The organism is [Empedobacter] haloabium, from assembly GCA_008011715.2.
Lineage (GTDB): Bacteria > Pseudomonadota > Gammaproteobacteria > Burkholderiales > Burkholderiaceae_D > Rugamonas > Rugamonas haloabia.
In genome coordinates, this window is sequence record CP136508.1 from 3,162,644 (window position 1) to 3,179,708 (window position 17,065).

Genomic DNA, 17,065 nt, shown 5'->3' on the forward strand with positions numbered 1-17,065 from the left:
CCAATATGCAACCGAACCAGACCACCGAGCCGATGGTGCTCGTACACGGCGGCGCCGGCGGCAGCCGCGACCAGGACGACGGCTGCCGGCTGGCGGCCAACGACGGGATGGACCGCCTGCGCGGCGGCGGCACGGCGCTGGACGCCGCCGTCGCGGCGGTCGTCGCCATGGAGGACGACGGCCGCTACAACGCCGGCAGCGGCTCCGTGCTGTGCCTGGACGGCCAGACCGTCGAGATGGACGCCGCCATCATGGATACGCAAGGGGCCCTGGGCGCCGTCGCCTGCATCCGGCGCGTGAAGAATCCCGTGCTGGTGGCCCAGGCCGTGGCGCGCACGCCGCACTGGCTGCTGGCCGGCGAAGGCGCCGAGCGCTTCGCCCGCAGCGCCGGCTTCGCCAGTCACCACGCGATCAGCCAACGCCAGCGCGACAAGCATGAAAAGCTGCTGCGCACGCTGTCGGGCCACACGCAGGCCACGCCAGGCGTGGCCAACCGCGCCTTCGCGGACCACTGGAACTACGACACCCCGCGCCCGTTCCAGCCGTGCGATACGGTGGGCGCCGTCGTGCGCGGCGCCGACGGCCACTTCGCCGTGGCCTGCTCCACCGGCGGCTCGGCGCCGTCGCTGCTGGGGCGCGTGGGCGACACGCCCATCATCGGCAGCGGCTTCTATGCCGGCGAGCACGGCGCCGTGGCCGTGACCGGCATCGGCGAGCATATCGTCACCAGACTGCTGGCCCACACGGTGTATGCGTGGATCGCCGGCGGCATGCCGGCGCAGCAGGCCGCCGAACAGGGCGTGGCGCTGTTCCCGGCCGAGATCGACGTCGGCGTGATCGCCGTCGGCCGCCACGACGCCGGCAGTGCCAGCAACCGCGAGATGCCGTTCGCACAGGTGCCAGCGCAGGTGGAAAAATGACGGAAGCGATCGACCGCCGCCAGCACGGCCACCTCGTCATCGTGGGGGGCCACGAGGACCGCGAGAACAACAAGGAAATCCTGTCCCGCTTCGTCGAGCTGTGCGGCGGCGGCAAGGCCACCATCGCCGTCATCACGGCCGCCAGCAAGGTGCCGGACCTGATGTGGCAGCGCTACGAGGAAGTGTTTACCGAGCTGGGGGCGCGCCAGGTGCTGCGCGTCGACCTGCCCGACCGCGCCACCGCCAACGATCCCGCGCTGGCCGAGCAGGTGCGCGCGGCGGATGGCATCTTCATGACCGGCGGCGACCAGAAGCGCCTGCTGGCCATGATCGGCGGCACCTTGATGGACGAGGCGATGCACAGCGCGCTGAAGGAACGCGGCGCCTGCATCGGCGGCACCAGCGCCGGCGCGTCGGCCATGTGCGGCCACATGCTGGCCGACGGCAAGGCCGACCTGCTGCCGGAAAAAGGCTCGGTCAGCCTGGGCGCCGGCCTGGGCTTCGTGCAGCGCGTCGTCATCGACCAGCACTTCTCGGAGCGGCACCGGCTGGCGCGCCTGCTGACGATCGTGGCGCAGAACCCCTATTTGCTGGGCATCGGCATCGACGAGGACACAGCCCTGGTCGTCGAGCGCGGCGTCGGCATCGAGGTGATCGGCGCCGGCAGCGTGACCGTCGTGGACGGCCGCATGATGATTTCCAACGTGGCCGACATTCCGGCCGGCGGCACGCCGCAGCTGATCGACGTGCGACTGCACCTGCTGCCCGCCGGCAGCAGCTTCGCCCTGCCGGAAGAGATCGACCACCCGCACCAGCTGCCCCCTGGCGCGACCCGCAACACCCCGGATGCGCTGACGGACTTCGTGCGCAATGTCACCAAGAGGAATCCCGTATCATGAAGATCATCGAACAGCGCCTGCTGCGCGGCCCCAATCTCTACGCCGCCAGGCCCTGCCTGCTGACGGTGCTGGACCTCGGGGACCTGTACGAAGTGTCGTCGAAGGACCTGGACGGCTTTACCGAGCGCCTGCTGGCCGCCCTGCCCAGCCTGATGGCGCACCGCTGCTCGCCCGGCCACTACGGCGGCTTCGTCGAGCGCCTGCGCGACGGCACCTACATGGGCCACATCGTCGAACACGTGACCCTGGAGCTGCAATGCCTGGCCGGTACGCCGGCCGGTTTCGGCCGCACCCGCCGCGTGCGCGGCCAGCCGGGCCGCTACCGCGTGGTGTGCGCCTACAAGGACGAGCACGTGGTGGCCGAGGCGTTCGACCTGGCGCTCGCCCTGGTCGAGGCGCTGGCGCGCGGCGGCAGCTACGACATGACCGGACCGCTGGCGGCGCTGAAGCGCACCGCCGAGCGCCATGCCGTGGGCACCAGCACGGCCGCCGTGCTGAAGGCCGCGCGGCGTCGGCGCATCCCGTACTTCCGCGTGACCGAGCACGCCAACCTGTTCCAGCTGGGCTGGGGCAGCCGCCAGAAACGCCTGCAGGCCACGATGACGGGCGACGCCAGCAATATCGCCTGCCGCATCGCCAGCGACAAGCAGCTCACCAAGGCGCTGCTGAAGGAGGCCGGCGTGCCGGTACCGGACGGCACCGTGGTCACGACGGCGGAGGACGCCCAGCGCGCCGCGCGCCGGCTGCGCGGCCCCGTCACCATCAAGCCGCTGGACGCCAACCAGGGCAAGGGCGTGACGACGCGCTGCACCACGCCGGACGAGGTGGCGCAGGCGTTCGAGGCCGCGCGCAAGCACGCCCGCAGCATCATCGTCGAGCGCCATATCGAAGGCCAGGACTACCGCGTGCTGGTGACCGGCGACCGGGTCGCCGCGGCGTCGTTGCGCCGGCCGCCGACCGTGATCGGCGACGGCCGGCGCAGCGTGCGCGAACTGGTCGGCATCGAGAACCAGAATCCGGCACGCGGCAAGGGTCATGCCAACGTGATGACGCAGATCGCACTGGACGAGCATGCGGCGACCGAACTGCGCAAGCAAGGTTATGACTTCGACAGCGTGCCGCCGGTCGGCGTGCCCGTCACCTTGCGCGGCAACGCCAACCTGTCCACCGGCGGCACCGCCGAGGACGTGACGGACCTGCTGCCCGAAGAAACGCGCGATACCTGCGTGCGCGCGGCACGCAAGATCGGCCTGGACGTGGCCGGCATCGACCTGGTCTGTCGCGACATCGCCCGTCCGCTGGACAGCCAGGGCGGCGCCATCATCGAAGTCAACGCGGCGCCCGGCATCCGCATGCACCAGTACCCGGCCAGCGGCACGCCGCGCGATGCCGGCGACGCCATCATCGACGCGATGTACGGCGACCGCGACGGCCGCATCCCGGTCATCGCCATCACCGGCACCAACGGCAAGACCACCACGACCCTGATGGCCGGCCATTGCGTGCGCGAGGCGGGCTTCCGCACCGGCGTAACCACCACCGAAGGCATCTACCTGGACGGCAAGCGCATCGTCAAGGGCGACTGCAGCGGCTACTGGTCGGCGCGCACCGTGCTGACCTCGCCGGACGTCGATTTCGCCGTGCTGGAAACGGCGCGCGGCGGCATCCTGAAACGCGGTCTCGCGTTCGACCGCTGCGACGTGGCCGTGGTGCTCAACATCAGCGCCGACCACCTCGGCCTGGACGGCGTCAACACGCTGGAAGACCTGGCGCGCGTCAAGGGCGTGGTGGCCAACTCGGCGGCGCGCAGCGTGGTGCTGAACGCCGAGGACCGCCACTGCGTGCGCATGGCCGCGCGCCTGCGCGAGCAGGTCGAGGTGCTGTACTTCGCGCTTGATCCGGACAATCCCGTGCTGCTGCGCCACCTGGACGCCGGCGGCCGCGCCGCCTATCTGCAGGACGGCACGCTGGTGCTGGCGGACGGCAACCGCCACCAGGCGCTCTTGAAGGCGCAGGACATGCCCTCGACCCTGAACGGCCATGCGCGCTACAACATCGCCAACGGGCTGGCCGCCGCCGCCGCGCTGATGGCCTCCGGCTTCTCCAACGACGAGATCGCGCGCGGCCTGGCCAGCTTCGTCTCGGACGGGCGCAGCAATCCGCTGCGCAGCAACCTGTTCGACGTGCAGGGGGTCACCGTCGTCGTCGACTACGCGCACAACCCGGCCGCGTACACGGCCCTGGCGCAGATGGCGCACGGCATCAGCCGCGGCCGTGTGATCGGCGTCGTCACGGCGCCGGGCGACCGGCGCGACGAGGACCTGCAGGCGGTCGGCCGCACCTGCGCGCTGGGGTTCGACGAGATCGTCATCTACGAATCGCAGAACCGCGGCCGGGCCGAGGGCGCCGCGGCCCAGCTGATGCTGGACGGCGCGTTCGCCAGCGGTGCCCAGCGCGACCTGGTGCACAGCCGGCTGAACGGGCGCGAAGCGCTGCGGCATGGCCTGTCGCTGTGCGTGCCGGGCGACGTGCTGATCTTCGCCTGCGGCTCGTCGCTGCAGGAGGTGGTGGAAGCGCTGCGCGAGACCGATCCGGTCAGCGCGCGGCGGATCGCGGAGCAGGCGGCGTTGTTGCCGGCGTGAGCAACGTCTCGAGGCTGGGGTCTGTCCCTGCAAAGGACTGACCCCGAAGTTTGCAAGTAATAGCGTTGCTCCGGCAGAACTTCGGGGTCATGGTGTCGGCTTGCAAGCCGACACCGCTGCGCAGGCAAGGAGCGGTGCTCCTTGAAGCCCCTGCTGCGCTCCCCTACGGGGACAGACCCCAACTACCAGCCAGCCCGCAACAAGCCCGGCGCCTGCCCCGTCCAACGCTTGAACGAGCGCCGGAAGTTGGCGCTGTCGTGGAAGCCCAGGTATTGCGCGACCGCCTCGTTGCCGGCCCGCCGTGCATGGAACAGCCAGAGCGCGACATGGGTCCGCACCTGGTCCAGCTCGGCCTGGAAGTGCGTGCCATGGCGCTGCAACTGGCGCTTCAACGTGGCCGGACTGACGCCGAACGCCGCCGCCGTGCCCTCCAGGGTCGGTCCGACCCGGACGTGCTCCAGCAGGTAATCGTACAGCACGGCCAGCAGGCCGGCCGGCGGCATGCCTTCCAGTTCCGCTGCCTGCAGTGCCCGCGCCGCGGCCAGCGCATTGCCACGCGGCCAGGGCTCGTCCAGCCAGCAGGCGTCGATCAGCATCGCATCCATGTGACAGCCGAAGCGCAGCGCGCCGCCCAGGTGCACCTCGTGCTGTTCGACGTGGCGCGGTGCCGCGCGGTTGAACGTGAAGCGCCACGGCAGCCGCGTGCCGCCCAGCCAGCGGCACAGCGCGACCACGGCCGTCATGTGCATTTCCACCAGGGCGGGACGCAGCGCGGGCGCGCCGAAGCTGTCCGTCCACACCAGGGCCGCGCCGGCTTGCTCGCCCTCCCACAACTGCAGGCGCGGCCGCAGCAGCGGCGTCAGGCGCGCATGGCCGGCGCAGATCGTTGCCAGCGCATGGCGCAGGCTCGGCGCCTGCAGCAGCGCGTGACTGAGGGCGCCGTCGTGCCCCGGCAGCAGCTGCTGGCCCAGCATGAAGCTGGTGTCCGGACTGTCCAGTGCCTTCAGCGTGTTCGCCAGCAGGCGCAAGTACTGCTCGGGCGCCAGCAGCGGCGCCGCCGGCGCCAGGCCGGTGCCGCGCAGCAGCGCGGCATCCGTCGCCTCGCGGCTGCGCGCATAGTCCAGCACCTGCGCTGGTTGCAGTGGCGCGGGGATGCAGGCGTCGCCAGCCAGGCGATAGGCGATCATGCCGGCGCCGTCGCGTCCACCCGCCGTGCCAGGCCGGCCAGCACGGCCTCGACGCCGTCGCCGTTCGCGCCGCAGGCCTCGCGCGTATCGGCGCAGCCGAAGCGCAAGGTCAGCGCCACGCGCTCGCGGCCGGCATGGTGGCGCATCCGTTCCACCATCGCGCACAGGTGCAGCGCCACCTCGCGCGCGGCGGCGGCATCCAGGCCCGGCATCAGCAGCGCGAAGCGGTCGCCCGCGTAACGGCACAGCAGGTCGTCGTTGCGCAGGTTCAGCAGCAGCATATGGCTGACGGCCTGCAGCACGCGATCGCCTTCGGCGCGGCCATGCAGCCGGTTGATGGCGTGGAAGCCGTCCAGGTCGAGCAGCACCAGGGCGCAGCTGCCGTCCGGGTGCAGCGCCCGCTCGCGCCGCAGCTGCTCACGCAGGTAGCTGGCGTCGGCCAGCTGCGTCAAGCGGTCGAAGGCGCGGTGCTCGCGGAACAAGCGTTCGCGCTTGTGCAGGTGCTCGGTCAGGCGCACCTGCTCCTGGCGCCAGTAGAACAGTCCGGCCGTCAGCACCGCCATCCCGGCCGGCACCAGCGCTTCCAGGCAGTTGTCCCACCACGCCGCCTTGTCGATACGCCAGAATTCGTCCAGGCAGTCGGCCCAGGAGCCCAGCATGATGGCGGCCAGGCCGCCGGCCAGCAGGCGCGTCACGCGTCCGCCCGGGCGGCTGCCCAGCACGATCAGGAACCAGACCAGCGCCATCAGCGCCGTGCCGCCCTCGCCGGCGATGTCCATCGGCCGCCACGCGGTCGCCGGCTTGGCGACGCCGAGCGCGGCATAAAGGAACGGGAACGCCAGCAGCGCGGCGCTGGCGGCAAACAGGGCATTGCGGTGCGGGTGCGGCATGGCGGTCGTCGACATCGAAACGGCACAGCCTAGCGCGCGACCGTGACGCCTTGATGACAGCGCGCGGGGGTGCGAACGGCTCACGTGAGGTGCCCCAAGGCCGCCCGCACCATCGCGCGCGCACCGCCCGCATGGGACCGGACCCGGGTCATTTCAGCTCAGAAGTGCGCCACAGTGCGCCAATATGGCGCCGTTCGGCCCGGATCGGCGCGACCTGTCACGCAACGGTCATACAGCGTGCCTAGAATCCGCCGCACTTCAACCACCTGCCAAGACCATGCGACACCTCGCCTTCCCCGCCGGCGCGCCGGCCCTGCGCCGTACCGCCCTTGCCGCCGCCCTCCTTGCCGCCAGCACGGCCCAGGCAGCGCCGCCGCCCGACAGCCCCGCCGGTCCCGCCGCCGCGCCGCTGGCCGGCGCCGTCGTCGTCGCCGGCCAGCGCGCCAGCCTGGCGCGTGCCATCGCCGCCCAGGAAAAGGCCGACAATATCGTCAGCGTCGTCAGCAGCGACGACATCGGCGGCCTGCCGGACCGGAACGCCGCCGAGGCATTGGCCCGGCTGCCAGGCGTCTCGCTGCAGCGCGACCAGGGCGAAGGCCGCTACGTCAGCGTGCGTGGCCTGGGGCCCGACCTGAACGCCGTCACCATCAATGGCGCGCTGGTCCCGTCGCCCGAGGCGGGCCGGCGCGCGGTGGCGCTGGACGTGCTGCCGGCGGGCCTGATCCGCTCGCTGGAAGTGACGAAGACGCTGACGCCCGAGCAGGACGCCAATTCGCTGGGCGGCACCGTGGAGGTCAAGACGCTGTCCGCATTCGACCTGCCAGGCACCCTCTTGAGCGTCGGCGCCGGCGCCAGCCATGACACCAACACCGACCAGACCAGCCCGTCCGCCAACCTGTTGTGGGCGCAGCGCTTCGCGGACGGCCGCCTGGGTGTGGCCGCCGGCCTGTCCGGCGAGCGGCGCAAGTTCGGCTCGGACAACGTCGAGACCGGCGGCGCCTGGACCGATACGGGCCTGACCGGCTTCGAGCTGCGGGACTATCTGCCGCAACGCGAGCGGTACGCGGGCGCGCTCAACCTCGACTACCGCCTCGGCCCAGGCAGCACGTATGCGCTGCGCGCCTTCGCCAGCCGCTTCGCGGATGACGAGGTGCGCGACCGCCTCACCGTCAGCAACCCGAAACGTGGCGCGCTGGCCGAGGGCGTGACGGACACGGCGCGCCTGGAGCGCCGCATCCGCCAGCGCAAGACCACGCAGGAGATCCGTTCGCTGGTGGCCAGCACCGACCAGCAGCGCGGCGACTGGCTGCTGCACGTGGAAGCGGCCGCTAGCCGGGCCGACGACGACACGCCCGAGGCGCTGAACGACGGCCGCTTCCGCGGCACGGCCAATTTCGCCGGTGTCGGCTTTACCGATGGCGCCCGCCCCGCCCTGATCGCGCCGGCCAGCGCGTTCGATCCGGCCAGCTACGCGCTGAACGGCATCACGCTGCAGCAGCGCTATTCGGTCGACCGGGAAAAGCACGCGCGCCTGGACATCACGCGCAAGTTCGACCTGGCCGACTGGCAGGCCGCGTTCAAGACAGGCCTGAAGGCCAGCCGGCGCGACAAGGCCAACGACACCAACCAGTGGGCCTACAACAGCGCCAAGGCCAGCAGCGGCAACTACTGGGGCGGCGGCCCCACGGCGATGAGCGCCTTCGCCACGGGGACGGAGCTGGACTACGCGCTGGGCCGCATCGGCATGACGCTCGACCCGGCACTGCTGCGCGCCCGCGTGGCCGGACTCGATCGCGCCCGCGCGCAACTGGCCGCCGAATCGGCGCTGGACGACTACACGATGCGCGAGGATATCGACGCCTGGTACGGTCAACTCTCGCTGGCGCGCGGCCCCTGGTCGCTGCTCGGCGGCGTCCGGGTCGAACGCACCCGCTTCAGCGCCGACGGCCGTCAGGTCGAGGACGAGATCGTCACGCCACGGCACGGCGCGCGCACCACGACCAACTGGCTGCCCACGCTGCAGGGCCGCTACGACATCGATGGCCAGACCAGCCTGCGCGCGGCCTGGAGCAACAGCGTCGTGCGCGCCAACTTCAGCCAGCTGGCGCCGGGCGTGAGCCTGGACAGCGCGACGGAAGCCACGATCGGCAACCCGGACCTGGCGCCGCTGCGCTCGCACAACCTGGACCTGGGTGTCGAACGCATCCTGGGCAGTGACGGTGCCATCTCGGCGTACGTGTTCCACAAGGCGATCCGCGACTTCACCTACGCCACCAACCTGGCGGGCAGCGGCGCCTGGACCGGCTATACCACGGCCACGTCATACGCGAATGGCGCCAAGGCGTCCGTGTCCGGCCTCGAGCTGGCCTGGCAGCAGCCGCTGCGCATGCTGCCGGCGCCGTTCAACGGCCTGCTGGTCGGCGTCAACGCCACGCTGACCGACGCCAGCGCGGATATCGACAGCATGGAGGCCGGCCAGCGCCGCGGCCGCGCGATCCGCATGCCGGGCCAGTCGGACCGCGCGCTGAACCTGATGGTAGGCTACGAGCGCGGTCCGTTGTCCACCCGGCTGGCCTTGAACTACAAGTCCCCGTACCTGCTCGAGCTGGGCGAGAACGTGCTGGACGCGGCCGGCGACCGCATGGTCGACGCGCAGAAGCAGTTGGACTTCTCGCTGGCCTGGCAGCTGAACAAACGGCTGCAGCTGACCTTCGAGGCGGCCAACCTGAACAACGAGGTCTATTACGTCTACCAGGGCGTCAAGGAGCGCAACGTGCAGTATGAACGGTATGGCCGTACCTACAAGATCGGCCTGAAAGCGAGCCTGTTCTGATGCGCGCGCTGATTCTGCTTGCGGCCCTCACGGGGCCCGCGCTGGCCGCACCGGCCCTGCCGCCTGCGCAGGCCAGCGACGCGGCCGCGCTGCCGGGTGGCGCCTGGCTGGCCATCGACCGCCACGCGCTGACCTTGCAGGACGCCGGCCGCACCGTCGCCAGCCTGCCGCTGCGCGCGCGCCAGCTCGACACCCGCACCGGCGGCGCCGACACGCTCGCCGTCGTCATCGACGCCAACCTGGAGCGCGTGCAGCCGCTGCTGGTCGGCGGCGGGCGGTTGCAGCCGCTGCCGCCGGTGCCCGCGCCTGGCTTCGGCATCGAAACGGCCTGCCTGTACCGCGACGCCCAGCGGCTCGACCATCTGTTCATGGTCGGCAAGGACGGCCAGGCGGAGCAGTGGCTGCTGCGCCCGCAAGGCCATCGCATCGTGCGGCGGCTCGCCTTGCCGCCACACGTCAAGCACTGCCGCGTGGACGACGCCAGCGCCACGCTGTTCGTGGCCGAGGAAGACTACGGCCTGTGGGCCTATGGGGCCGACGCCGAGGGCCCGCCCAAGCGGCAGGCGCTCGCCCTGGTGGGCGCCCCCGGCGCATTGAAAGCGGGCCCCGGCGCGCTGGCATTGCTGCCGGGGGGCGTGGCGGTGGTCGATGGCGACGGCCTGCTGACATGGCGCCGCGCCGGTCAGGGCTGGCAGGTGCAGCCACGCCGCCCGCTGGACGGCGGCACGAAGGCGTTGGCGGCTCGTGGCGACACGCTGCTGGCGCGCGGCAAGGCAGGCTGGCGCGCGCTTGCGCTGGACTGGCCTGCACCCGCGGCAGCGGCGGCGCCGCTACCCGTGGTGATTCCGCACGCCCAGACCGAACCGGTAGCGCGCGCCGGCGACGCGGCCGACGACCCGGCCATCTGGCGCCACCCCACCGACCCGGGCGCGGCGCGCATCCTCGGCACCAACAAGAAGCAAGGGCTGCTGGTGTACGACCTGCGGGGGCGCCAGACCCAGTTGCTGGAAAGCGGTCGCCTGAATAACGTCGATGTGCGCCAGGGCGTGGGGTTCGGCGCCGAGCGCCTCGACCTGGCCATTGCCACCCAGCGCGACGAGAACAGCATCGTCGTCTTCACGATCGACGCTGCCGGCCAGGTAGCGGAAGCGGCGCGCCTCCCGACGCCGCTGGCGGAGATCTACGGCGCCTGCCTGTACCAACCGGCCGGTGGCGGCCTGCAGGCCTTCGTCAACGACAAGGACGGCCGCTACCTGCACTACCGTATCGACAGGGACGGCGGGCGGTTCGGCGCCACCCTGCTGCGCAGCTTCCGCACCGCCTCGCAACCGGAAGGCTGCGTGGCGGACGACGCCAGCGGCACGCTGTTCGTCGGCGAAGAAAAACGCGGGCTGTGGGTGACGCCGGCCGACGCGGCGCGCGCGGCCCCACTGCAGATGGTGCTGCCCGTGGGCGACGTGCTGGTGGCGGACGTCGAAGGCATGGGCCTGTATCGCGGCAAGGAGCGCAGCTACCTGGTGGTTTCCAGCCAGGGCAACAACAGCTACGTGGTGCTGGACGCGCAACCGCCTTACAAGGTCCACGGTGCTTTCCGCATCGGGATCGATGCCGCGGCGGGCATCGACGGGGCTTCCGAGACGGATGGGCTGGAGGTGACGTCGGCCGACCTGGGTGGGCCGTATGGCCAGGGATTGCTGGTGGTGCAGGATGGTTACAAGCGCTTGCCGGATGGGCCGCAGAACTTCAAGTATGTGGCTTGGACGGATGTCGTCGCTGCGCTGGGGCTGCGCTAGCGTTCTGCTCCGGCTTGAGCATCGTCCGGAAGCTCAAGCGGCGATGCAAACGAACTGCGCGTGAGGCGGTAAGGTTACGGAAAAGTTAAATTACTGCTAATATTCCCGGTTTGGCCGTCAGTGCCTCGGCAGGCGGCGAAAAGGTGAAAATGTATCCAAATCTCACACCCAGGAGGTTCCCCATGAAATATCTATGGCCTGTTGCGGCACTGTTATGTGTCGATCCGGCGCATGCAGACATACTGACTGGCGATTACATCCAGCGGCCGGACCAGCCACTTTGCAATCCCTATGCGCTGGGGCAGACAGATAATACGTGGCTCGATTTCGCGATTCCGCGCCATTGCGCCGTTGTCACGGTCAGCAATCCTGTGTTCGCTTGGACAAGAAAAAAGTACCTGCCGACAGACCGCCAGACTGCAACATTTGAATTGCGCGACGCGTCCGATACCGTCATATACACCGCGACGACTGAGGATTCGCGGCTCATACTACCTCCAGATGTGCACCTGACAAGCTACACGGACGATCCAAATGCGGTGTATCGCTGGACAGTGTCTTATACGGCTTGGAACAGAATCTACAAGTCGGCGCCGCGGCAATTCACTGTCGAAAAGGTAATGGTTAACGATAAGCCGTATGCCGTGCCAACCGAGGACGAGATCGTCACTAAGGCGAAGATGCGCGCGCACCCTCGCGCGGTCAAGCGTACGTCCAATGGCCAAATTTATGATCTTCTGAACAACCAAATCAGGGGCGGCGCTCGAAAGAGTGAATTAACGGCTGCCTATGTTGCTACCAAGCGGGCGATGTGGGCACTCGGCGAAAAGTATATACCGACACCGGAGCACACTTCCTCTGTTCTTGCCCAAGGTGTGGGCAACGAGCGTCAGGCCATCGAAACGCTGGGCCACCTGTATTTCTTGATGAGGAATTCAACTGGAGAACAGGAGTCGGCGCTAACTTTTCTGAAGAAGTGCAAATCGCGCCTTGTTTCGCTGGCCGGATGGGCACACGACGCAACAGCGCCCACCCATCAAGGCAACAACGATCAGGCAAATCGTGAAGCTTTCCTTGCACTTGCACTGGGCTGGGACATATTCCAATCGCCGGAAGTAAAAGGATTGGACGCGGAGTACAGGCTGTCGGATCAAGAGTTGGATGATATCCGGGCACTCGCGATGGAGCGGATCAATCTTGCCATTGAAGGCGCAGGACAAAAAGCTGGTTTTAAAGCGCTGCAAACCTCGCCGTTCAACAGCCACGTTATCAGCGCGACGCACTACGTGACCGAAGCGCTGATGTATTTGGTGCGTCCGGAGGATACTGTCAGCGATCTGCGAGATGCGAAAGATGCCGCCAGCCTGCTGGCGAAATCCTGGCGCACGCTCGTGACATCGGTCGGCACATGGGGTGGCAATTCCGACGGCGGATTCGGTAACGGCAGCAATTATGCCTGGTATTCGATGGAAAAGAATGCCCGCACTCTGGCGGCAGTCAAATTGATTACTGGCGCCGACCTGACACACTTCACGCCGATCGGCGGCATCGGCTCGAATATCATCGCGCAGACGCCGCCTGCGCAAGTAAATACGGCACAAGTGCATAAGCAGATGGGGTCGTTTGGCGACGGTGCTGAGATCAATGATCACTTCCAAGATTATGGCGGCACCGATTTCCGGCTGCTGGCCTACGCGACCCAGAAACCGGTCTACGAATGGTATTGGCGCACGCTGCCCTCCTTTGTCACCACGGGGATGGCATTGACACCGTACAGCTTCCTTCTGTTCGGTCCGGGGCCAGCGCCGGTGGCGCCTGCACCGACCCAAGAACATCCCGTGCCGGATTCGTTCCTGTTCGAAGACGCAGGCTACGTTGCGTTCCATTCCAAGACCACTGACCCCAATCGCACCAGCCTGTATTTCCGGTCCAGCCCGCAAGGGGCAGCCAGCCATGCCGAGGCGGACAATAATGCCTTCGTTTTTGTGTCCCAGGGCGAAGATGTGCTTATCAACAGCGGCTTCTACGGCGCATGGGAGGATGAGCACTTCAGGAAATGGACACGTCATACCATGTCGAAGAATGCGCTGACGATGACGTTTGGTTACGGTACCGCATCCGAGCGGACGGGTTTCGGCCAAGCCCAGCACTACAAGGACGGGAAGTTTGATAGCACAATTTATGAATCGTCGGAACCCAGTGGAAAAATCGTTAATTACCACGCTGGCACCGGCAACGATCGCTGGCGCATCGCCACAGGAGACGCCACCGCAGCGTACCGCTTCTATGATGCAGCGTCCACGACTTGGCGACCGTTGCTCGATAGCGCCATCCGCACTGTCGCATATTTGAAAGGTGCCAGCGGCACTAACCAGGGCGTGGTACTCGTCTATGATTACGCAGTTAGCCAGGAGCCGAGAACGTGGGAGCTCAATTTCCATACGCTCAAAGCTCCCGTGATCGGAGAAAACAGGTTAACGATCACTACGCCGAAAAGGGATAACTCTGGCTCGATCGAGACAAAGCTCACATATTTCGGCTCGGCGAAGATGGAAGTCTCATCTATAACGCAAGTGTATGACGACAACAGCAAGACTTATGTTTCGATACCCGCGCCAATGAGCACCAAGTACGTGAAACAGCCTTGGCAAACGCAGCAGTGGCACACGCGGTTCACCCAGGACGGTAGCAGCAAGGAGTTTTATGCCTTGACGGTCATTGAGGAAGGCGGCAACCCCGCGGTGAACGTGACGCTTAACGGTAGCGCCGAAATCAAGGCGTCCGTTGGCACACAATGGATCACCTTCAACCGCGGCAAAGTGGAGTTCTCCCCCAACTGATGCCTGCAAGGGTCGGGCCGGCTGTGCAGCTGGCCCGACCTGCCCGACCGACAAAAGCACGCCGCCGTGTGCCAAGCCCGCTACGCAAGTACAGAGGCGGCGGTATTTCCATCCACTTGTCAATTGCCACAACCCGCCATGGCCCGCTGCCGAGCTCGGTGGTATCCTCCGCTCTTTGAACCACAGGGGAACGTATCGTGTCGATCGCGGAAAAACTATTCGGGCTGAAGGAGGCGGGCACGGATGTGCGCACGGAGGTCGTGGCCGGCGTCACGACCTTCCTGACGATGGCGTACATCATCTTCGTCAATCCCACCATCCTGGCCGAGGCCGGCATGCCGAAGGACAGCGTGTTCGTCGCCACCTGCCTGGCCGCCGCGCTGGGTACCGCGATCATGGGCCTGTATGCCAACTACCCGATCGGCATGGCGCCCGGCATGGGCCTGAACGCCTATTTCGCCTATGCGGTGGTGGGCGGCATGCACGTGCCCTGGCCGGTCGCGCTGGGCGCCGTCTTCATTTCCGGCTGCCTGTTCGTGCTGGTCAGCGTGTTCGGCCTGCGCGAGATGATCGTCAACGGCATCCCGCGCTCGCTGCGCACCGCCATCACCGTGGGACTCGGGCTGTTCCTGGCGCTGATCGCGCTCAAGAGCGCCGGCATCGTCGCGGCCAACAAGGACACGATGGTCGCCGTGGGCGACCTGCACCAGCCCGGTGCCATCCTGGCCATTATCGGCTTCCTGCTGGTGGTCACCCTGGACCGGATGAAGGTGCGGGGCGCCATCCTGATCGCCATCATCGTCGTCACGGTCCTCAGCTTCTTCTTTGCCGGCAATACCTTCCACGGCATCGTCTCGGCGCCGCCGTCGCTGGCGCCCACGCTGGGCCAGCTCGACATCGGCTCGGCGATGGCGACGGGCATCGTCAACATCGTGCTGGTGTTCTTCCTGGTCGAGCTGTTCGACGCCACCGGCACCCTGATGGGCGTGGCCAACCGCGCCGGCCTCCTGGTCGAGGGCAAGATGGAACGCCTGAACCGGGCGCTGCTGGCCGACAGCACCGCCATCGTCGCGGGCGCCGCGCTGGGCACGTCCAGCACGACCGCCTACGTCGAGAGCGCCGCTGGCGTCCAGGCCGGCGGCCGCACCGGCCTGACGGCCCTCGTGGTCGCCCTGCTGTTCCTCGCCTGCCTGTTCATCGCGCCGCTGGCCGGCGTCGTGCCCGCCTACGCCACCGCACCAGCGCTGTTGTTCGTGGCCTGCCTGATGCTGCGTGACCTGGCCGACGTGGAATGGGGCGAAACGACCGAGAGTATCCCGGCCGCCGTCACCGCGCTGATGATACCGTTCACGTATTCGATCGCGCATGGCATCGCTTTCGGCTTCATCACCTATGCCGCGCTGAAGCTCTTGACGGGGCGTGCCCGCGAGGCCAAGCCCATCGTCTGGATCATCGCCGCCGTATTCCTGTTCAAGTACATCTACCTCGCCGTCTGACGGCCCCGGCCGTGCCGGTATGCGCCCAGCGGGCGTGTACCGGCGGTAACGGCCGCCTTCCCTAAATCTTGCTGCGTGGCCACACCATCGCCTCGGTGGACAGCGCGGCGGTGCAAACCACCGCGATCGCCTGTCAGTCCGATACGCAAGCTGCCGTAGTATTTTTCCTACATCCGTTTAACCACCGGTTATAGCTCTCCACTGGGAACCCTTTAATCCCCGGCGATGTAACCAGTAGTTACGAACTGCCGAGTCGAAAATGCTGACACTTGCTGCGCGGAATTGAAGAGTCAGCGCGCCGTTCATTGCTAAGATTTCCACTCGCGACACTCTTTAGCGATTGGATCTCTCGACATGCACCTTCACGACCTGGCCTTCGATGGCGCCCGCACCGCACTTGCGCGGCGCGGCGTGCGCCTGCCGCCGCCAGGCCGCGTTACGCTGGAGGAACGATGATGGCTGGCTTGCTGTCCCCGACCGAATTCTTCCGCGGCCCGCCCGAAGTCCACGTGTGGGCGCCGGGCCGGGTCAACCTGCTGGGCGAGCACACCGACTACAACGACGGCTACATGCTGCCCGTGGCCACGCCGCAGCGCACCGACGTGATGGCCTCGCGCAGCGACGACGGCATGTTCCACCTGTTCTCGGCCACGCTGGACCAGGCCGTGGACTTCGCGCAGGACGACAGCGCCCCGCACGGCTTCGGCCGCTACATGGAGGGCTGCATCCGCCTGCTGCAGCAGCGCGGGGTCGCCGTGCCGCCGCTGCGCATGTACGTGCGTTCCAATCTGGCGCTGGGCACGGGGCTGTCGTCCAGCGCGGCACTGGAAGTGGCGACGCTGCGCGCCGTCCGCGCACTGCTCAAGACCGAACTCGATGGGGTCACCCTGGCGCAGATCGCGCAGCAGGCGGAGATCCGCTACGCCGGCGTCAACTGCGGCATCATGGACCAGATGGCCTCCAGCCTGGCCGACGAGGAGCACATGCTGTTCCTGGACGCGCGCACCCTGGACCACCAGGTGCTGCCGCTGCCTGCCGGCGCCGAGCTCATCGTGATCAATTCCGGCGTGCCGCGCCAGCTGGCCGAAAGCAAGTACAACGAGCGCCGTGCCGAATGCGAAGCCGCTTCCAGGCTGCTGGGCGTGCAGGCGCTGCGCGACGTGCACGACGTGGCCCACGTGGAAAAGCTGCCGGCGCCGCTGAAGGAACGCGCCCGCCACGTCGTCAGCGAGAACCTGCGGGTGCTGGAAGCGCGCGGCGGCGTGGACGCGGTCCGCTTCGGCGAGCTGATGAACCTGTCCCACTACAGCCTGCGCGACGACTACCAGGTGTCGATCGCCGCGCTGGACGAACTGACCGAGGCGCTGCGCACCGATCCGGATGTGTTCGGCGCGCGCCTGACCGGTGCCGGCTTCGGCGGCGCATGCGTGGCGCTGTGCCGCGCGGGCACGGCGCACCAGGCCGGCACCCGCGTGGTGGAACGGATGCGCCGGGCCGGCGGCGCGGCGGCGTCCGCGACCTTGCTGATTCCCGCGCCGGCACCATGAATACCAATGACCAGAGCC

General features: G+C 68.0%; 10 protein-coding genes. 8 read left to right on the top strand and 2 right to left on the bottom strand.

Annotated features, from left to right (window positions below; translation table 11 throughout):
• Nucleotides 1–5: 5 nt before the first annotated feature.
• From E7V67_013855 to cphA, 3 genes are read left to right on the top strand one after another with little or no spacing between them, the layout of a single operon-like run.
• Entirely contained in the window at nucleotides 6–920 is a 915-nt protein-coding gene (locus E7V67_013855; GenBank protein ID WUR16138.1) for an isoaspartyl peptidase/L-asparaginase, read from the top strand.
• On the top strand, nucleotides 917–1,819 hold the full coding sequence (locus E7V67_013860) for a cyanophycinase (protein ID WUR16139.1): 903 nt from the start codon (nucleotides 917–919) through the stop codon (nucleotides 1,817–1,819). The genes E7V67_013855 and E7V67_013860 overlap by 4 nt, the downstream gene beginning before the upstream one ends.
• Nucleotides 1,816–4,461, top strand: a complete 2,646-nt coding sequence (cphA, locus tag E7V67_013865) for a cyanophycin synthetase (protein ID WUR16140.1) — start codon at nucleotides 1,816–1,818, stop codon at nucleotides 4,459–4,461. The genes E7V67_013860 and cphA overlap by 4 nt, the downstream gene beginning before the upstream one ends.
• Before the next feature lie 182 nt (nucleotides 4,462–4,643).
• On the opposite strand, the gene E7V67_013870 is transcribed toward cphA, so the two are convergent.
• Complete coding sequence (locus E7V67_013870; GenBank protein WUR16141.1) at nucleotides 4,644–5,648, bottom strand: AraC family transcriptional regulator ligand-binding domain-containing protein; 1,005 nt, start codon at nucleotides 5,646–5,648, stop codon at nucleotides 4,644–4,646.
• On the bottom strand, nucleotides 5,645–6,553 hold the full coding sequence (locus E7V67_013875) for a GGDEF domain-containing protein (protein ID WUR16142.1): 909 nt from the start codon (nucleotides 6,551–6,553) through the stop codon (nucleotides 5,645–5,647). The genes E7V67_013870 and E7V67_013875 overlap by 4 nt, the downstream gene beginning before the upstream one ends.
• A gap of 262 nt (nucleotides 6,554–6,815) precedes the next feature.
• On the opposite strand from E7V67_013875, the gene E7V67_013880 reads away from it, so the two are divergent.
• The 5 genes from E7V67_013880 to galK all read left to right on the top strand — a co-directional run bounded on the left by E7V67_013880 (nucleotide 6,816) and on the right by galK (nucleotide 17,047).
• A complete protein-coding gene (locus tag E7V67_013880) occupies nucleotides 6,816–9,371 on the top strand; it encodes a TonB-dependent receptor (GenBank protein WUR16143.1) in 2,556 nt (851 codons plus the stop codon).
• Nucleotides 9,371–11,164 (top strand): phytase, encoded by a 1,794-nt coding sequence (locus tag E7V67_013885; protein ID WUR16144.1) that lies wholly within the window; start codon nucleotides 9,371–9,373, stop codon nucleotides 11,162–11,164. Before E7V67_013880 ends, E7V67_013885 begins: the two co-directional genes overlap by 1 nt.
• A gap of 182 nt (nucleotides 11,165–11,346) precedes the next feature.
• Nucleotides 11,347–14,004 carry a heparinase II/III family protein gene (locus E7V67_013890; protein WUR16145.1) on the top strand — a complete coding sequence of 886 codons (2,658 nt, stop codon included), beginning with the start codon at nucleotides 11,347–11,349 and terminating at the stop codon, nucleotides 14,002–14,004.
• Between the two features lie 197 nt (nucleotides 14,005–14,201).
• Entirely contained in the window at nucleotides 14,202–15,500 is a 1,299-nt protein-coding gene (locus E7V67_013895) for an NCS2 family permease (GenBank protein ID WUR16146.1), read from the top strand.
• A gap of 452 nt (nucleotides 15,501–15,952) precedes the next feature.
• Complete coding sequence (gene galK / locus E7V67_013900; GenBank protein WUR16147.1) at nucleotides 15,953–17,047, top strand: galactokinase; 1,095 nt, start codon at nucleotides 15,953–15,955, stop codon at nucleotides 17,045–17,047.
• Nucleotides 17,048–17,065 lie beyond the last annotated feature (18 nt).